Here is a 14,379-nt window from a genome sequence, read left to right on the forward strand (position 1 = left end):
GTTGGACAGGAGCGACTAAAGTTTGCGGAGGACGCGCAGCTTCGAGGAACGGCTGCGGGGATTGGTGGAAATCTCGGCGTCGGTCGGGACGACGGGTTTGCGCGTGAGCAACTCGGCGTGCTTCGCGCGGAGCTGTTGCGGCGTGGAGTCGTTCTCGTCGACCGGCAGACCGCACATGCGGCGGAAGAACTGCTTCACCGGGCGATCTTCGAGCGAGTGGAAGCTGATGACCGCGAGCACGCCGCCGGAGGCGAGGCGCTCGAACGCGGCGGGCAACGCGCGCTCGATGGCGCCGAGTTCGTCGTTCACGGCGATGCGGATGCCTTGGAAGCTGCGCGTGGCGGGGTTGATCTTGCTGTCGCGCTTCACGGCGGCCGGGATCGCGTCGGCGATGACCTGCGCGAGCGAAGCGGTGCGGGCGAGCCGGCCGGTGCCGCGGGCGGCTTCGATCGCGGTGACGACGCGGCGCCAGTTCTGTTCTTCGCCGTAGTCGCGGATGGCGCGGACGAGCGCATCGTGCGAAGCGATCTCGAGCCAGCGCGCGGCCGGCTGGCCTTCGCGCGGGTTCATGCGCATGTCGGCCGGCGCGTCGTGGCGGAACGCGAAACCGCGCTCGACCTCGTCGAGCTGGAAGGACGACACGCCGAGGTCGAACAGGATGCCCGCGAAGTCGCGATCCGGCAGCGCGGCGAGTTCGCCGAAGTTGATGTCGACGAAACGAAAGGCGCCCGGGAACTGCGCCTGCACCGACGCAGCCCGGGGTTGGGCGGATGGATCCCGGTCCAGTGCTACAACACTGGCGCCACGGCGCAGAATTTCCTGCGTATGGCCACCACCGCCGAAAGTGCAATCGAGGTAGGTCCGGCCGCTCTCGGGCGCGAGGTATTCCAAAACCTCGTGCAGGAGAACCGGCTGGTGCCCCGTGGTCATTGTCCGGGTCGGAAGCTCAAGCAGCGCGGCGCACATGGGTCTTCTTCCGGCGGAGCGAAAAGGCTCCGCGCGCGTCGCGCCGGTGGGCGCAACGGACCATGGCAAGCTTGGGCAAAGGCTGGGGACGGACAGGAGTGTTGTGCATGGTCGTGGTTGTCATGGCTCAGAGGCCGATGCGGCGCATCATGTCGCCGAAGTTCTCGCCCGCCGTGGCGCGCTGCATGTCCTGCCAGCGCGACGGGCTCATGATGTTGAAAGTGTCACCCATGCCCACGAGCACCGCGTCCTTCGCGATGCCGGCGTGAGCGAGCAGGTCGGCCGAGGCGCCGAAGCGGCCCTGCTTGTCGAACGTGAACTGGAGCGCCGACGAAAAGATGCGCGCCTTCACGGCCTGCGCGTCGCGATCCGAGAGCTTCATCTCGCCGATCTGCGCGAGGAGCTTCTCGACGCGCGCGGGCGGCAGCACGGCGATGTAACCATCCGGGTGCGGCATGGCCAAAAACGTCTCCGCGTCCGTGTGAACCCAGCGCCAGAGCGACGGAATCGTGAGACGATTCTTGTCGTCGAGCGTGTGCTCAAAACGGCCGGAATAAACGGTTGTGCCTGACTGCGCCATGAAGGGTGTCCGAGAAGGGCGTCGACTGCTAGGCGCCCCAAAGTGCACCATTTGTCCCCATTTCGCCCCCGGCGCTCAAGTAAAAAAGCGGCGTAACTGCCGGATTTTTATTCACAAAGACCTCACATTTTCGGTGAACAACTCCCGCCCTACCCGCGCCCCGCCAAACCGGATCCAGGCAGTCATTTTAAACTTAAAATGCCAGCCACCTTCCCACTCCGAGGTCGCGCCGTGGGCTGATCGATTCGTCTCAATTTGTCGGCTTTGACTCCTCGCGGCGGGCGGCAATTTTCGCGGCGTGGCGCTGCGCTACCTCACGATCGACTTCAATTCGTTCTTCGCTTCCGTCGAACAGCAGGAGCGGCCGGAGTTGCGTGGCAAGCCGGTGGCGATCGTGCCGGTGGCGGCCGAGACGACCGGCTGCGTCGCTGTGAGTCTCGAAGCGAAAGCGGCCGGCTTGAAGCGCAACTCGCGCGTCGCCGAGGCGCGCCAAATTTGCCCCGGTCTCGTCGTCGTCGAAGCGCGACCCGAGGTCTACATCGACTACCATCGTCGGCTGCGCGACGTCATCGCCTCGTGCACGCCTGAACTCACGGTGCAGTCGATCGACGAGGTCACGGCGCGCGTCGCGGGATTGATCAACTCACGCATCGACGCGGAAAAACTCGCTCACGCCATCAAGGCGAAGATCACGCGCGAGGTCGGCCCGCTGTTGCGCAGCTCGATCGGCATCGCGCCGACGTGGCTGCTCGCGAAGGTCGCGTCGGACATGCAGAAGCCCGACGGCCTCGTGATCCTCGACGACGAGGACCTGCCCGCGCGACTGCTCCATCTCGCACCGGGCGACATCGCCGGCATCGGCCCAAACATCCAGCGCCGGCTCAGCGAGCACGGCATCACAACGATGGAGCAACTGTGGGCCGCGAACCACCAGGTGTTCCGCGGCGTGTGGGGTGGCGTGCGTGGCGAGCAGATCTGGCGGCTGCTGCACGGCGAAGACCTCCCCTACTTCGAGCAAAAGACCGGCCAGACCATCGGGCACGGCAATGTGCTGCCGCCCGAGCGCCGCAATCACGACGCCGCGCTCGCGGCGCTGCACCGGCTGCTGCAGAAAGCCGCGATGCGCCTGCGACACTCGCAGCTCTACGCGGGCGCGTTGAGCGTGTCAGTCGACTACCTTGGCGATCAAAGCTGGGCCGAGGAAATGACGCTCACCGAAACGCAAGACACGTTGCGCCTGACGCACGCGTTGAACGAACTGTGGGCGCGACGTCCCGCGAAATTCGCGAAGCTAAAGCCGCTGCGCGTCGGCGTGCACCTCACGCGCCTCATCGACCTGAAGCTGCACACGCCCGATCTCTTCGAGGAGAAAACGGAGAAGTCGCGCGGCGAACTCTTCAAGGCCGTCGACCACCTCAACAAGGTCTTCGGCAAGAACACCGTTTATCTCGGCGGCGCGCACGGCGCGACGAAGGACGCGCCGATGCGGATCGCGTTCACGCGCATCCCCGAGCCGGAGATCGAGGAGATCGACCGCAGCTACGAGGGTCGGCTCAAGAAGCCCGCGAAGAAACTGCCGCCGCCGGCGGAGCCGGAGGTTTGGTGAAGCTCAGACCGGTGATGATTCGCGCGCCGCGCTGGCAGGTGAAATACGCGTAGACCCACTGCAGGAAGACCGACACGCGATTGCGGAAGCCGATCAGGAAAACGAGGTGGATCGCGAGCCACGCGGCCCACGCGGGGAATCCGCTGAGATGCACCTGGCCGATCTGTGCGACCGCTTTCGAGCGACCGATCGTGGCCATGTTGCCCTTGTCGCGATAGCGGAACGCTGCGCGCTTCTCTGGCGCGCGTTCGCGCGTCGCGATGTCGAACGCCATCTCGCGCGCCACGTGCGCACCGGCCTGCATCGCGCCTTGCGCGACGCCGGGAACAGTGACGCCGCTCGCATCGACGAGCGTGGCGAGGTCGCCGATCGCGAAGACGCGCGAGTTTCCCGGCACGCTGAAATCGGGCCGCACCGGAATGCGTCCGGCGCGATCGGTCGCGATGCCGAGCGTTTTCGTGATCGGCACGGCGCCGACACCGGCGGCCCACACGATGTTACCGGCGCGAATCGTCTCGTCGCCGAGTTGCACTTCGCCGTCGCGGATCGATTTGACGAGAGTGTTCAGGCGCACCTCGACGCCGAGCTTCGTCAGCTGACGATGCGCGCTGTCGGATAGATCAGGCGGAAATGTGGCGAGCACGCGCGGGCCGCCCTCGACGAGAAGAATGCGCGCCTGCCGCGCATCGATGTGGTCAAAATCGCGGTAAAGCACGGTGCGCGCGAGTTCGGCAAAGGTGCCGGCGAGCTCCACGCCCGTCGGTCCGCCGCCCACGACGACAGTCGTCATCAGTTCGGCGCGGCGCTGCGGATCGGTTTCGAGTTCCGCGCGCTCGTAGGCGAGCAGCATGCGGCGGCGCAGCAGCGTGGCGTCGTCGAGCGTCTTGAGGCCGGGCGCGAATTGCTCCCACTCGTCGTGGCCGAAATAAGTCGTGCGGCTGCCGAGCGCGATGACGAGCCAGTCGAAGTCGAGCGCGCCGGTATCGAGTTCGACGCGACGCGCGGCGAGATCGATGCGCTGCACGCTGCCGAGCTGCACGGCGAGGTTCGGCTTGTCGCGCAGGATGTGCCGGATGGGCTGCGCGATGTCCGGCGCAGCGAGGCCCGCGGTGGCTACTTGATAGAGCAGCGGTTGAAACAGGTGGTGATTCTGCCGATCGACGACCGTGACGCGCGCGAGGTGCGACGGAAAATGCTGCGCGAACGCGAGGCCGCCGAAGCCGGCCCCGAGAACCACCACATGAGGAAGACCCGCGGACGTGAACGCTGTCATGCTCGAGAGCCTAGCCCGAATCACCGCGGTAGCCATGGACCGAAGGACTAGAATGCCCGGTTGCGAGATAGGTAACAGTCCGCCTTCAGGCTCCGAACAGAGCGACTACACCTCGGCGCGAGCCGGGGATTTCCGGCCTTTTCTCCGTCGGAAAATCGCATCTAGTTCAAACGCATGGAAGCTCTCCGTCCGCTCGACGTGCAACTCATCGGCCCCGAAGTCGCCATCCGCTGGAGCGATGGCGCGGAGAGCTACATCGGCGTGGAGAAGCTCCGCGCGAACTCGCCCAGCGCCGAGGTGAAGGGCGAACAGGACATCTTCGGGAATCAATACGGCGGCGAGGCGCGCAAGAGCCACGCGGGCGTGGCGGTCACCGGCTGGGAACAGGTCGGGAACTACGCGATCCGTTTCGATTTCAGCGACGGACACCGCACCGGACTTTACAGCTACGCGCTGTTGCGGGAATTGGGCGCGAGCTGACTGTAGCGCTCAAAGCGGCGACGTCCGCCCAAAGAGAGGCGCGGTAGGGGCGCTTGACCCCAAGCGCCCTCTTCAAGCAGCGGGCTGCAATTCCGAGGGCCGTTGAGGGCAACGGCCCCTACCTCACGCGAGTGACAACGAATGCCGCGCCAAACTCAGCGGCCGGCGACGAGGCCGCGGTCGCTGGACGTCACGAATTTCAGGAACGCCTTGAACTCCTCGGTCGCGGCGAGCGAGTGCGAGTTCATCGCATCGAGGGCCTGCGTGCGGTTGTAGCCGGCGCGATAGAAGAGACGGAAGGCGTGTTTCACGGCGTCGAGGCGTTCGGGCGAGAAGCCGTGGCGCTCGAGGCCGATTTTGTTGATCGAGCGCGCGATCGCGGGATTGCCGTCCGCGATGATGTAGGGCGGCACGTCTTGGACGACCTTGGACATCGCACCGACCATCACGTGCGCGCCGACGCGGCAGAACTGATGCACGCCGCACTTGGCACCGAGCGTCACGTGGTCATCGACGATCACGTGGCCCGCGAGGCCGACCGAGTTGCTCGCGATGAGGTGATTGCCGATCTGGCAATCGTGCGCGACGTGGCAGTAGGCGAGCAGGAGGTTGTCGTTGCCGATGGTGGTGAACTCGCCGTCGTTGGTGGCCGAGTGGACGCTGGTGTATTCGCGGAAGACGTTGCGGTCGCCGATGCGCGTGCCCGGCCGCCCGCCGCGATACTTGAGATCCTGCGTCTTGGTGCCGATGCAGGTGAACGGGAAAATTTCGCACTGCTTGCCGACGAAGGTGTAGCCCTCGACGGCCGCGTGGTGGTGCAGCACAGTGCCGTCGCCGATCGTCGATTCACGGCCGACGAAGGAATAGGCGCCCAACGTGACGTCGGCGCCGAGCTGTGCGCCCGGTTCGACGATAGCGGTCGGATGGATGTTCGACGCCATGGCTCAGTCCATCGCGCTCGTGTCGACGAGCGCGAACATGAGTTCGCCGGACGAGACGACTTGGCCGCCGACGGAGCACTCGGCTTCGGCGCACGCGATGGTGCCGCGGGCCTTCGTCATCTTGACCTTGATGCTGAGCTGGTCGCCGGGGCGGACGGGTTTGCGCCATTTCACGGCGTTGCAGCTCATGAAAAGCGCGGTCTTGTTTTCGATGCCGCTGGTGCGGCGGATGAGCAGGATGCCGGCGGCCTGCGCCATGGCCTCGATCTGAAGCACGCCGGGCATGACCGGGTTGCCCGGATAGTGGCCCTGGAAATACGGCTCGTTGATCGTGACGTTCTTGATCGCGGTGAGCGTGTCGTCACCGACCTCGACGACGCGGTCGATCATCACGAACGGATAGCGGTGCGGGATCGTGTCGAGCACGCGGCGGATATCGAGCGTGGTCTCGGTGGTGATCTCGGCCTTCGGCGCGGCGGGCTTGGCGGGTTTCTTGCCGCCCTTTTTCCACGCCTCGTATTTTTCGAGGAGAAGCTTCGTCAGCTCCGCGTTGATCGCGTGGCCGGGGCGCGTGGCGACGATGTGCGCCTTCAGCGGGACGCCGAGGAGCGTGATGTCGCCGATGATATCGAGGATCTTGTGGCGGACGAATTCGTCGGCGAAGCGCAGCGGCTCCTTCGAGATGATCTTGTCGCCCTTGATCACGACGGCGCAGTCGAGCGAGCCGCCCTTGATCTTGCCCATCTTCAGCAGACCCTCGATGTCCTCGTAAACCGTGAACGTGCGCGACGCAGCGACCTGCGTCACGTAGACGTCGGGGTCGATCGTGAGAGAAAGGTGCTGCGTGTGGATGCCGCGATCGTCGGCGCTGGTGCAGGAAATTTTCAGGCCGTCGAAGGGCAGCGCGATGACGGACGAGTTGCCGCGGGAGACGGAGATCGGCTCGGTCAGAGTGAAGTATTCGCGCTCGGCGTCCTGTTCGACGGGCTCGCCCTGCTGGATCATCTTCACGAACTCGCGCGAGGAACCGTCCATGATCGGCGGCTCACCGGCATCCATTTCGATGAGGAGATTGTCGATGCCGCAGCCGCTGAGCGCGCTGAGCACGTGCTCGACGGTATGGATTTTGGCGTGTCCCTGCTGGATGGTCGTGGCGCGCACGAGATCCGTGACGAGATCGACCCGCGGCTTGATTTCCGGGTGGCCGTGCAGGTCCGCGCGCTTGAACACGATGCCGTGGTTCACGGGCGCGGGCTTGAAGGTCATGTGCACGGCGTCTCCGGTATGCAGGGCGTTGCCCTTGATGGAGACCTCGCGCAGAAGGGTGCGCTGCTTCATGTGAGTGTCCGGGCGAGTGTCCGGAGGCCCTTGGAAATGACAAGCTTGGAGATGATTTCTCCACCCTCGCCTCACGCGGCGTTCGCGGCGGCCGGCCTCGCGGAAAAATCGCCCAGACGGCAGTTGACAGAGGGAAAACCGGCTGGGTATTCCTCTAACCTTTCCAAACTCAACTTCGTTCCGAAATCGTCATGCCCGCAGCCAACGACCTCCGCAAAGGCCAAGTCATCAAGTTCAACGGCGAGCCGCACCTCGTCATGGAGACCCAGCACCGCACGCCGGGCAACCTCCGCGCCTTCGTGCAGGTGAAGATGCGCAATCTTCGCTACGGCAAGTCGCTCGAACAGCGCTTCAACTCGCCGGACCCGGTCGAGGTTCTCCCGACGGATCGCCGCACGCTCGAGTTCAGCTACGCGGACCGTGAGACGTTCTCGTTCATGGATCCGGAGACCTTCGAGACCTTCGAACTCACCGCCACCATGATCGGCGACTCGAAGAACTACCTCGTCGCCGGCGGCAAAGCCGAAGTCCTTTTCATCAACGACAACCCGGTCACGATCGACCTGCCCTCCACCGTCACGCTCAAGATCACCGAGAGCGCCGAAGGCATCAAGGGCGACACCGCGTCGAACGTCCAGAAGCCCGCCACCTGCGAGACCGGCTTGGTGATCCAAGTGCCGCTCTTCATCAAGGAAGGCGAACTCGTCCGCGTCAGCACGCTCGACGGCACCTACATGGGTCGCGCCTGAGTCGGCAGCCCCCTGTCAGCAGTCAGCGATCAGCTCTCAGCTTTCAGCTTTCAGCTTTCTAAAGTTTCGAACCCGCGGCCCGAGCCGCGGGTTTTCTTTTGCCGCATCCCTGACTCAGGACGTCGGCTCGCACGTCGTGCAGACGCGCCGCACGCTGCTGTAACCGAGCAACTCGACCTGCGGAGAAAAATAGCCATCGCGCACCGCCTCTTCGCGCATCAGGTCCGTGCTGAGGTATTTCTTGTTGTCGTCGCAAAACACGGTCGCGACCACCGCGTCGGGACCGAGCCGCTCCTGCGCCGCTAGCGCCGCGAGGAAATTCGCGCCCGACGAAATCCCGAGCGCGAGACCGAGCGAGCGTGCGAGCTGTTGCGCCATCAGGATCGCGTCGCCGTCGTGCACGGCGATCACCGGGTCGAGTTCGCCGAGTTTCAGAATCGCGGGGATGAACTCATCCGAGATGCCTTGGATGCGATGGCGGCCGACCTTGTGGCCCGTCGTGAGCGTCGGCGATTCGGCCGGCTCCTCCGGATGCAATTTCGCCGCGGGATTCACGCTCCGCAAATGCTGCGCGACGCCCATGATCGTGCCACCGGTGCCGACGCCCGCGACAAACGCGTCGGCGCACAATCCCAGTTGCGCGAGCTGCGCCGCGAGTTCCGGTCCCGTGCCGCGCGCGTGCGCCTCGACATTGGCCTCGTTGGCAAACTGCCGCGGCAGAAACGCCCCGCGCTCCGCCGCAAAATCCTCGGACATCTTGATGCTGCCGAGAAAACCGCCCTGCTCGCGCGACACCGGCACGATGGTCGCACCGAGGCTGCGAATCAGGTCCTCGCGTTCACGACTCATCCAATTCGGCATGAAGATCGTCACCGGATGCCCGAGCGCGCGCCCGATCGCGGCGAACGCGATGCCGGTGTTGCCGCTCGTCGCTTCCGCGATCGGTTGTCCCGGGCGAATCTCGCCCCGCTCGTAGGCGACGCGCAGCACGTGCAGCGCCATGCGATCCTTGATGCTGCCGGTGAGGTTGAACTGCTCCGCCTTGGCGAAAATCCGCCGCGTGCGACCGCGAAAGCGGAAACGCACTTCGAGCAGCGGCGTGTTGCCGATGAGCGGACGGAGCGCAGCGAACTTTTCCTGCCAAACGCCGGGAGCGGACGCGAGATTCATGGGGCGGATCGTTTGTGAGCGAACCGCCGCGGCCGCGCAACGCCGGGCACGGGCTTGGTTCTTTCGGCCCAAACGGCGCGTCCCGCGGCCGACTCGGACTCTATTCGCCGAGTTCGACGACGGCCTTCTGGTAAGCCGCGCTCATTTCATCGGTGCTGCTCGCCGACACCTTCAAGTCGCGCAGCAACCCATCCTTCAACCCGTAGATCCAGCCATGGACGGAGAGTTCCTGACCGCGCGCCCACGCATCGCGCACGATGGTGGTCTGCGCGACATTGGCGGCTTGCTCGATGACGTTCAGCTCGCACAAGCGCGCGCTCCGCGCCGTGTCGTCTCGCAGCAGGTGCAGGCAGCCTTGGTGCTTCTCCTTCACGTCCTGCACGTGGCGCAGCCAGTTGTCCGCCAAGCCGACCCGCTCGCAGCGCAGCGCAGCGCCGACACCACCGCAACCGTAGTGACCGACCACCATGATGTGTTTCACCTTCAGCACATCGACGGCGAACTGGATCACGGAGAGACAATTCAGGTCCGTGTGCACGACCACGTTGGCCACATTGCGATGCACAAACACCTCGCCGGGCAGCAGGCCGATGATCTCATTCGCCGGCACGCGCGAATCCGAGCAGCCGATCCAGAGATACTCCGGGTTCTGCTGGCGGGAGAGCTTCGCAAAAAACTCCGGGTCGCGCTGCTTGATCGCCGCGGCCCAGGCCTTGTTCTGCGCAAACAGGTGTGGAAGCTGATGCATGCGACCGCGAAGTTGAGCGAAGAGCGCCCGTGTGGGAAGCCTATCCGCCGCCACGCATCGCCGACCCGCGGACGCTCCGAATGGACCGCACTTGTCGCCGCGCGGCCCGCCCGTAATTTCCCCGACGTGATCTCCCCTACCCGTTGCCTTGCTCTCGCCTGCGCTCTCGTCGCCGTCCCGCTCGCCGTCGCGAGTTACGACTTCGGCTCGTGGCCTGCCGGCCAGTCACCCCGCGAGATCGGACGGCGTGTCGCCGCGAACTTCGTCGCCCGTCCGCACATGCCGATGTGGGAGCCGAAGTTCATCCACTACGCCGAAGCGTGCACTTGGTATGGCGCGTTCCAATTCGCGCAGATCACCCACGACGACGCGCTGCGCACGCAACTCGTCGCGCGCCTCGAGCCGCTCTTCGGCCCCGAAAAGAATCTCATCCCTGAGCCCTATCATGTCGACGGCACGGTCTTCGCCATCGTCCCGCTCGAAGCCTACATCCAAACTCGCGACCCGCGCGCGCTCGAAGTCGGCAAGCGCATGGCGGACCGCCAGTGGGACGGCGAGCCCTACGGCCCGCGTTTCGCGAAGGATGGCGACAAAGCCTGGAAGGAAAACGTCGCGGCCGGCCTCTCGTGGCAAACCCGCTTCTGGATCGACGACATGTTCATGATCACGATGGCGCAGTCGCAGGCTTACCGCGCCACGGGCGAACGCCGCTACATCGACCGCGCCGCGCTCGAAGCCGTCGCCTACCTCGACCGCCTGCAACAGCCGAACGGACTCTTCTACCACGCCCCCGAAGCGAAACACCACTGGGCGCGCGGCAACGGCTGGATGGCCGTCGGCATGGCCGAACTCCTGCGCACGATGCCCAAGGACAGCCCGCACCGCGACCGCATCCTCCGCGGCTACCACGCGATGATGGCCGCGCTCCTCGCCAATCAGGACGCGAACGGCATGTGGCACCAGTTGATCGATGGTCCGGACTCCTGGCCCGAGACGTCCGGCACCGCAATGTTCACCTACGCTTTCATCACCGGCGTCCAACTCGGCGTGCTCGACGAAAAAACCTACGGCCCCGCCGCGCGCAAAGGCTGGCTCGCGCTCCTCACCTACCTCGAGGCCGACGCGAATCTCCGCGAAGTCTGCGCCGGCACCGGCATCAAGGCCGATCGCGAGCACTACCTGAAGCGCCCGCGCATCACCGGCGATTTCCACGGCCAAGCGCCGCTGCTCTGGTGCGCCGCGGCGCTGCTGCGGTGACGCTCTCTTCGGTCACGCCGCGGCAGTCGCACGCTACGCCCCGAGCGTGAACTTGATCGTTTGCACGATGAGCACTCGCGCCGGCTTGCCATCTTTCTTGGCCGGCTTGAAGCGCCATTTTTTCACCGCCTCGATCGCGGCAGTTGCGAAGTGGACATCTGTCGCGGTGACCGCCTGCACCTGCTCAGTGCGACCTTTCTCGTTGATGAGAAAAGCAACCTGAGCCTCGCCTTCGATCGTGCGGTCGCGCCACTCCGATGGATAGGCGGGCGGGGGCACCTCCTTCATCGCGGGCGGCACTTCGATGTCCTTGGGATAAAAAAACTGCCCCGTAAACTGCACGTCATTTTTCACGGGGTGCAGCACCGGCGGCTTTGCCAATAGGCCGCCTCCCAGGAGACAGCAGACGCAAACAACAATTCGTTTCATGGTTTTTGGCCCACTCCAACGAGCACTGACCACTCCACGCTGTCAATCGCGCTGACTTACACCACCCGCGCCCAGAGCAGCTTGAGGTAACGGCTCTCGAGGCAATTTGAGTAGACCGGGTGGTCGATGCCGGGGCCGGTGCGGTCGAAGATTTGCAGGCGGCGATTCAGGCGGTGCACGCCCTTGATCACGACCTGCTCGAAATCCTCGAGTGAAACCAAGCCCGAACACGAGCACGTGACGAACAGGCCGCCGGGCTTCACGAGACCCGCCGCGATGGTGTTCAAGTCGGCGTATTTCCGCATGCCCTCGGCGGCGCCGGCCGGCTCGCGCGTCATGACGAACTTCGGCGGGTCGCACAACACGAGGTCGAACTGCTCGCCGTTCTTCTGCATCTGCCGCGCGTAGGCGAACGCGTCGGCGTGCACCCACTTCAGCTTGTTCGGTGAAACCTGGTTGAGGTTCGCGTTGCGGCGGCCTTGCGCGACGGCTTTCTCGTCGAGGTCCACGGCCGTGATTTCCGTCGCGCCGCCGAGCGCGGCGTTGATCGAGAAACCGCCGGTGTAGCTGCAAAGATCGAGCACACGCAGCCCCTTCGCGAGCTGGCCGAAGCGCCGGCGGTTGTCGCGTTGGTCGCAGAAGAAACCCGTCTTGTGTCCCTCGGCGAAATCGACCTCGAACTTCACGCCGTGCTCGCGGATGCGCACCTTGTCGGGCGCGCTGGCGGTGATCTCTTTCATCATCGAAGGCTTGATGCCCTCGAGGCTGCCGAGGTCGTGATCCACGTGCACGCGAACGTGTTTCGTGCCGAGCAACTCGTGGAGCAGCGGCAGCCATTTCGGCAGGCGCTGGAAAATGCCGAGCGAGTAAACGTCGCAGAACAGCGTGTCGCCGTAGCGATCGATCGTGAGGCCGCTGATGCCATCGCCGTCCGAGCCGACGACGCGGTAGGCGTCGGTGACCTCGTCGAGCTTGAACAAATCGCGCCGCAACGCGACCGCCCGGCGCAGCGCCGTTTCGAAATACTCCTCGCCCACCGCTTCGGCCGTGTGCGTGACGACGCGCAGCGGCATCTTGGCGCGCGGGTTGAAGAGTCCCGCGCCGATGCGATTGCCGAACTTGTCGTAGACCGAAACAAAATCGCCCGGCCGCGCGTCGCGCGAGACGTCGCCGAGCATGCGCGGGAAAATCGCGGGCTGAAACGTGACGAACTTCAATTGCGCCCACGGCCGCGGCCACTGCGCCTTTTCCTCGGGCGTGGCGGGGCGGGCCTTCTCGCGCATGAGCGGATTCGGCTCCGGCGCGGCGGGCGTGTTTTCCAGTTCGTCGTCGAATTCTTCGGCCATCGCCTTCACGGAAACGCGGGGCGCCGCGGCGGGCGACTCATTTCTCGCGGCAAAAAAGAGGCCGGTCCCGTGTGCACAGGACCGGCCAGGGGTGCCGAAAGCAACGGCGGCAAAACTTCCTCGCGTCAGGCGACGCGCTCGACGACGAGCGGCGGCGGGATCGGACGCTTCGGCGCGAGACGGTAGGCTTCCTTGAAGTAATCGAGCGCCTGCTCGAGCTTCGCCTCGTCGTTGTAGTGAATCATCATGAGCGGCTCGCCCTGCTTCACCTGCGTGCCGACCTTCTTGATCTCAGACACGCCGACCGCGTGGTCGACCTTGCCGTGAGAGTCCTTGCCGGCGCCGAGGATGGAAACGCCCTTGGCGATGAACGCGGCATTGATGGTGTGCACGTAGCCGCGCTTAGGCGCGGGCAGCTTGCGGATGTGTTTCGCCGTCGGGAATTTTTCCGGATGATCGATGAAGGACGTGTCACCGCCCTGGGCGCGGATCATGTCCTTGAACTTCTCGAGCGCGGAGCCGTCGCTGAGGTGGCGCTGCACCGTCTGCTTGGCGGAGAGCGTGGAGCCCGCGACGCCGGCGAGGCGGACGATTTCCATGCCGAGCTTGAGGACGAGTTCCTTCATGTCCTCGGGGCCTTCACCCTTGAGGAGCTGAATGGCTTCCTTGATCTCGAGCGCGGTGCCGACGGAATCGCCGAGCGGCTGGTTCATGTCGGTGACGAGCGCGACGCAGCGGCGCTTCATCGAGCGGCCGACGCGGGTCATGGAGCGCGCGAGCTGCTTGGCTTGCTCGAGGTCCTTGATGAAGGAGCCGTTGCCCCACTTCACGTCGATGACGAGGCCTTCGGCGCCTTCGGCGAGCTTCTTGGAGAGCACGCTGCCGGTGATGAGCGGGAGGCTCGGGATCGTGCCGGTGTCGAGACGGAGGTCGTAGAATTTCTGGTCGGCCGGAGCGAGCTCCTTGCTCTGCTCGACGATCGCGCCGCCGACGCGGGCGAGTTGATCGGTGAACTGCTGGATGCTCAGGTGGCTCTTGAAGCCAGGGACGGCCGCGAGCTTGTCGAGCGCGCTGATGACGTATTGCTGTTCGACGCCGACCATCATCGGCACGACCACACCGCTGGCCATCGCGAGCGGCGCGAGGACGAGGGCGGTCTTGTCGCCGACGCCGCCGGTGGAGTATTTGTCGATCTTCGGCTTGGTGATGTGCGAAAGGTCGATCACCTCGCCGGACAGCATCATCTCCTCCGTCAGAATCGCCGTCTCCTGCGCGGACATGTTGGCGAAATAAATCGCCATCAAAAGCGCAGCGAGCTGGTGCTGAGGCATCTCACCGTCGAGGGTCGAGTCGATCAGATAGCGAATCTCCTCTTGGGTGAATTCGCCATTGTCGCGCTTCTTCTCGATCAACGAGGTGAACGACGGCTTGATGAAACGGCGCGTCGGAATTGGACGTTTTCTCATGGAATGTGTCACGGTGGATAAAAGAATCCC

14 protein-coding genes are annotated in these 14,379 nt (G+C 64.8%); 4 read left to right on the top strand and 10 right to left on the bottom strand.

Annotated elements, in window-relative coordinates; genetic code table 11:
* Positions 1-15 precede the first annotated feature (15 nt).
* The gene (gene rsmH / locus HZA32_02085; GenBank protein ID MBI5422847.1) at positions 16-930 is read right to left on the bottom strand and encodes a 16S rRNA (cytosine(1402)-N(4))-methyltransferase RsmH; all 915 of its coding nucleotides are present in this window, start codon (positions 928-930) and stop codon (positions 16-18) included.
* 163 nt (positions 931-1,093) lie between these two features.
* Positions 1,094-1,546 carry a mraZ gene (locus HZA32_02090; GenBank protein MBI5422848.1) on the bottom strand — a complete coding sequence of 151 codons (453 nt, stop codon included), beginning with the start codon at positions 1,544-1,546 and terminating at the stop codon, positions 1,094-1,096.
* A 298-nt stretch (positions 1,547-1,844) separates the two neighbouring features.
* Here HZA32_02090 and HZA32_02095 point away from each other — a divergent pair, with 298 nt between their 5' ends.
* Positions 1,845-3,152 carry a DNA polymerase gene (locus tag HZA32_02095; protein MBI5422849.1) on the top strand — a complete coding sequence of 436 codons (1,308 nt, stop codon included), beginning with the start codon at positions 1,845-1,847 and terminating at the stop codon, positions 3,150-3,152.
* On the opposite strand, the gene HZA32_02100 is transcribed toward HZA32_02095, so the two are convergent.
* Positions 3,100-4,425 (bottom strand): NAD(P)/FAD-dependent oxidoreductase, encoded by a 1,326-nt coding sequence (locus tag HZA32_02100; protein MBI5422850.1) that lies wholly within the window; start codon positions 4,423-4,425, stop codon positions 3,100-3,102. The two genes, HZA32_02095 and HZA32_02100, sit on opposite strands and share 53 nt — an antisense overlap.
* A 174-nt stretch (positions 4,426-4,599) precedes the next feature.
* Between HZA32_02100 and HZA32_02105 the strand changes: the two genes are divergently transcribed.
* A complete protein-coding gene (locus tag HZA32_02105) occupies positions 4,600-4,905 on the top strand; it encodes a DUF971 domain-containing protein (protein ID MBI5422851.1) in 306 nt (101 codons plus the stop codon).
* 155 nt (positions 4,906-5,060) lie between these two features.
* Here HZA32_02105 and lpxA read toward each other — a convergent pair whose 3' ends face one another.
* Together lpxA and HZA32_02115 are read right to left on the bottom strand one after the other, a co-directional pair.
* Complete coding sequence (lpxA, locus tag HZA32_02110; GenBank protein MBI5422852.1) at positions 5,061-5,846, bottom strand: acyl-ACP--UDP-N-acetylglucosamine O-acyltransferase; 786 nt, start codon at positions 5,844-5,846, stop codon at positions 5,061-5,063.
* Between the two features lie 3 nt (positions 5,847-5,849).
* Positions 5,850-7,184, bottom strand: coding sequence for a bifunctional UDP-3-O-[3-hydroxymyristoyl] N-acetylglucosamine deacetylase/3-hydroxyacyl-ACP dehydratase (locus HZA32_02115; GenBank protein ID MBI5422853.1), 1,335 nt, complete (start codon positions 7,182-7,184; stop codon positions 5,850-5,852).
* Between the two features lie 191 nt (positions 7,185-7,375).
* Here HZA32_02115 and efp point away from each other — a divergent pair, with 191 nt between their 5' ends.
* On the top strand, positions 7,376-7,933 hold the full coding sequence (gene efp, locus HZA32_02120) for an elongation factor P (GenBank protein MBI5422854.1): 558 nt from the start codon (positions 7,376-7,378) through the stop codon (positions 7,931-7,933).
* 114 nt (positions 7,934-8,047) lie between these two features.
* On the opposite strand, the gene HZA32_02125 is transcribed toward efp, so the two are convergent.
* The gene (locus HZA32_02125; GenBank protein ID MBI5422855.1) at positions 8,048-9,103 is read right to left on the bottom strand and encodes a cysteine synthase family protein; all 1,056 of its coding nucleotides are present in this window, start codon (positions 9,101-9,103) and stop codon (positions 8,048-8,050) included.
* Positions 9,104-9,203: 100 nt separating this feature from the next.
* On the bottom strand, positions 9,204-9,851 hold the full coding sequence (can, locus tag HZA32_02130; GenBank protein ID MBI5422856.1) for a carbonate dehydratase: 648 nt from the start codon (positions 9,849-9,851) through the stop codon (positions 9,204-9,206).
* On the opposite strand from can, the gene HZA32_02135 reads away from it, so the two are divergent.
* Entirely contained in the window at positions 9,846-11,108 is a 1,263-nt protein-coding gene (locus HZA32_02135; GenBank protein MBI5422857.1) for a glycoside hydrolase family 88 protein, read from the top strand. The two genes, can and HZA32_02135, sit on opposite strands and share 6 nt — an antisense overlap.
* A 33-nt stretch (positions 11,109-11,141) precedes the next feature.
* Here HZA32_02135 and HZA32_02140 read toward each other — a convergent pair whose 3' ends face one another.
* The 3 genes from HZA32_02140 to HZA32_02150 all read right to left on the bottom strand — a co-directional run bounded on the left by HZA32_02140 (position 11,142) and on the right by HZA32_02150 (position 14,349).
* Positions 11,142-11,537 (bottom strand): energy transducer TonB, encoded by a 396-nt coding sequence (locus HZA32_02140; GenBank protein ID MBI5422858.1) that lies wholly within the window; start codon positions 11,535-11,537, stop codon positions 11,142-11,144.
* A 56-nt stretch (positions 11,538-11,593) separates the two neighbouring features.
* The gene (locus HZA32_02145) at positions 11,594-12,820 is read right to left on the bottom strand and encodes a class I SAM-dependent rRNA methyltransferase (protein MBI5422859.1); all 1,227 of its coding nucleotides are present in this window, start codon (positions 12,818-12,820) and stop codon (positions 11,594-11,596) included.
* A 188-nt stretch (positions 12,821-13,008) separates the two neighbouring features.
* A complete protein-coding gene (locus HZA32_02150) occupies positions 13,009-14,349 on the bottom strand; it encodes a thymidine phosphorylase (protein ID MBI5422860.1) in 1,341 nt (446 codons plus the stop codon).
* Positions 14,350-14,379 lie beyond the last annotated feature (30 nt).

Source organism: Opitutia bacterium, assembly GCA_016217545.1.
Taxonomy (GTDB): domain Bacteria; phylum Verrucomicrobiota; class Verrucomicrobiia; order Opitutales; family Opitutaceae; genus Didemnitutus.

What these genes read in the sequence shown, in the direction of transcription:
- lpxA (MBI5422852.1), bottom strand. Translation starts at nt 5,846, where the DNA reads ATGGCGTCGAACATCCATCCGACCGCTATCGTCGAACCGGGCGCACAG.
- rsmH (MBI5422847.1), bottom strand. Translation starts at nt 930, where the DNA reads ATGACCACGGGGCACCAGCCGGTTCTCCTGCACGAGGTTTTGGAATAC.
- HZA32_02135 (MBI5422857.1), top strand. Translation starts at nt 9,846, where the DNA reads ATGCATGCGACCGCGAAGTTGAGCGAAGAGCGCCCGTGTGGGAAGCCT.
- HZA32_02100 (MBI5422850.1), bottom strand. Translation starts at nt 4,425, where the DNA reads ATGACAGCGTTCACGTCCGCGGGTCTTCCTCATGTGGTGGTTCTCGGG.
- can (MBI5422856.1), bottom strand. Translation starts at nt 9,851, where the DNA reads ATGCATCAGCTTCCACACCTGTTTGCGCAGAACAAGGCCTGGGCCGCG.
- HZA32_02145 (MBI5422859.1), bottom strand. Translation starts at nt 12,820, where the DNA reads ATGCGCGAGAAGGCCCGCCCCGCCACGCCCGAGGAAAAGGCGCAGTGG.
- HZA32_02125 (MBI5422855.1), bottom strand. Translation starts at nt 9,103, where the DNA reads ATGAATCTCGCGTCCGCTCCCGGCGTTTGGCAGGAAAAGTTCGCTGCG.
- HZA32_02105 (MBI5422851.1), top strand. Translation starts at nt 4,600, where the DNA reads ATGGAAGCTCTCCGTCCGCTCGACGTGCAACTCATCGGCCCCGAAGTC.
- HZA32_02115 (MBI5422853.1), bottom strand. Translation starts at nt 7,184, where the DNA reads ATGAAGCAGCGCACCCTTCTGCGCGAGGTCTCCATCAAGGGCAACGCC.
- HZA32_02140 (MBI5422858.1), bottom strand. Translation starts at nt 11,537, where the DNA reads ATGAAACGAATTGTTGTTTGCGTCTGCTGTCTCCTGGGAGGCGGCCTA.
- HZA32_02090 (MBI5422848.1), bottom strand. Translation starts at nt 1,546, where the DNA reads ATGGCGCAGTCAGGCACAACCGTTTATTCCGGCCGTTTTGAGCACACG.
- HZA32_02150 (MBI5422860.1), bottom strand. Translation starts at nt 14,349, where the DNA reads ATGAGAAAACGTCCAATTCCGACGCGCCGTTTCATCAAGCCGTCGTTC.
- efp (MBI5422854.1), top strand. Translation starts at nt 7,376, where the DNA reads ATGCCCGCAGCCAACGACCTCCGCAAAGGCCAAGTCATCAAGTTCAAC.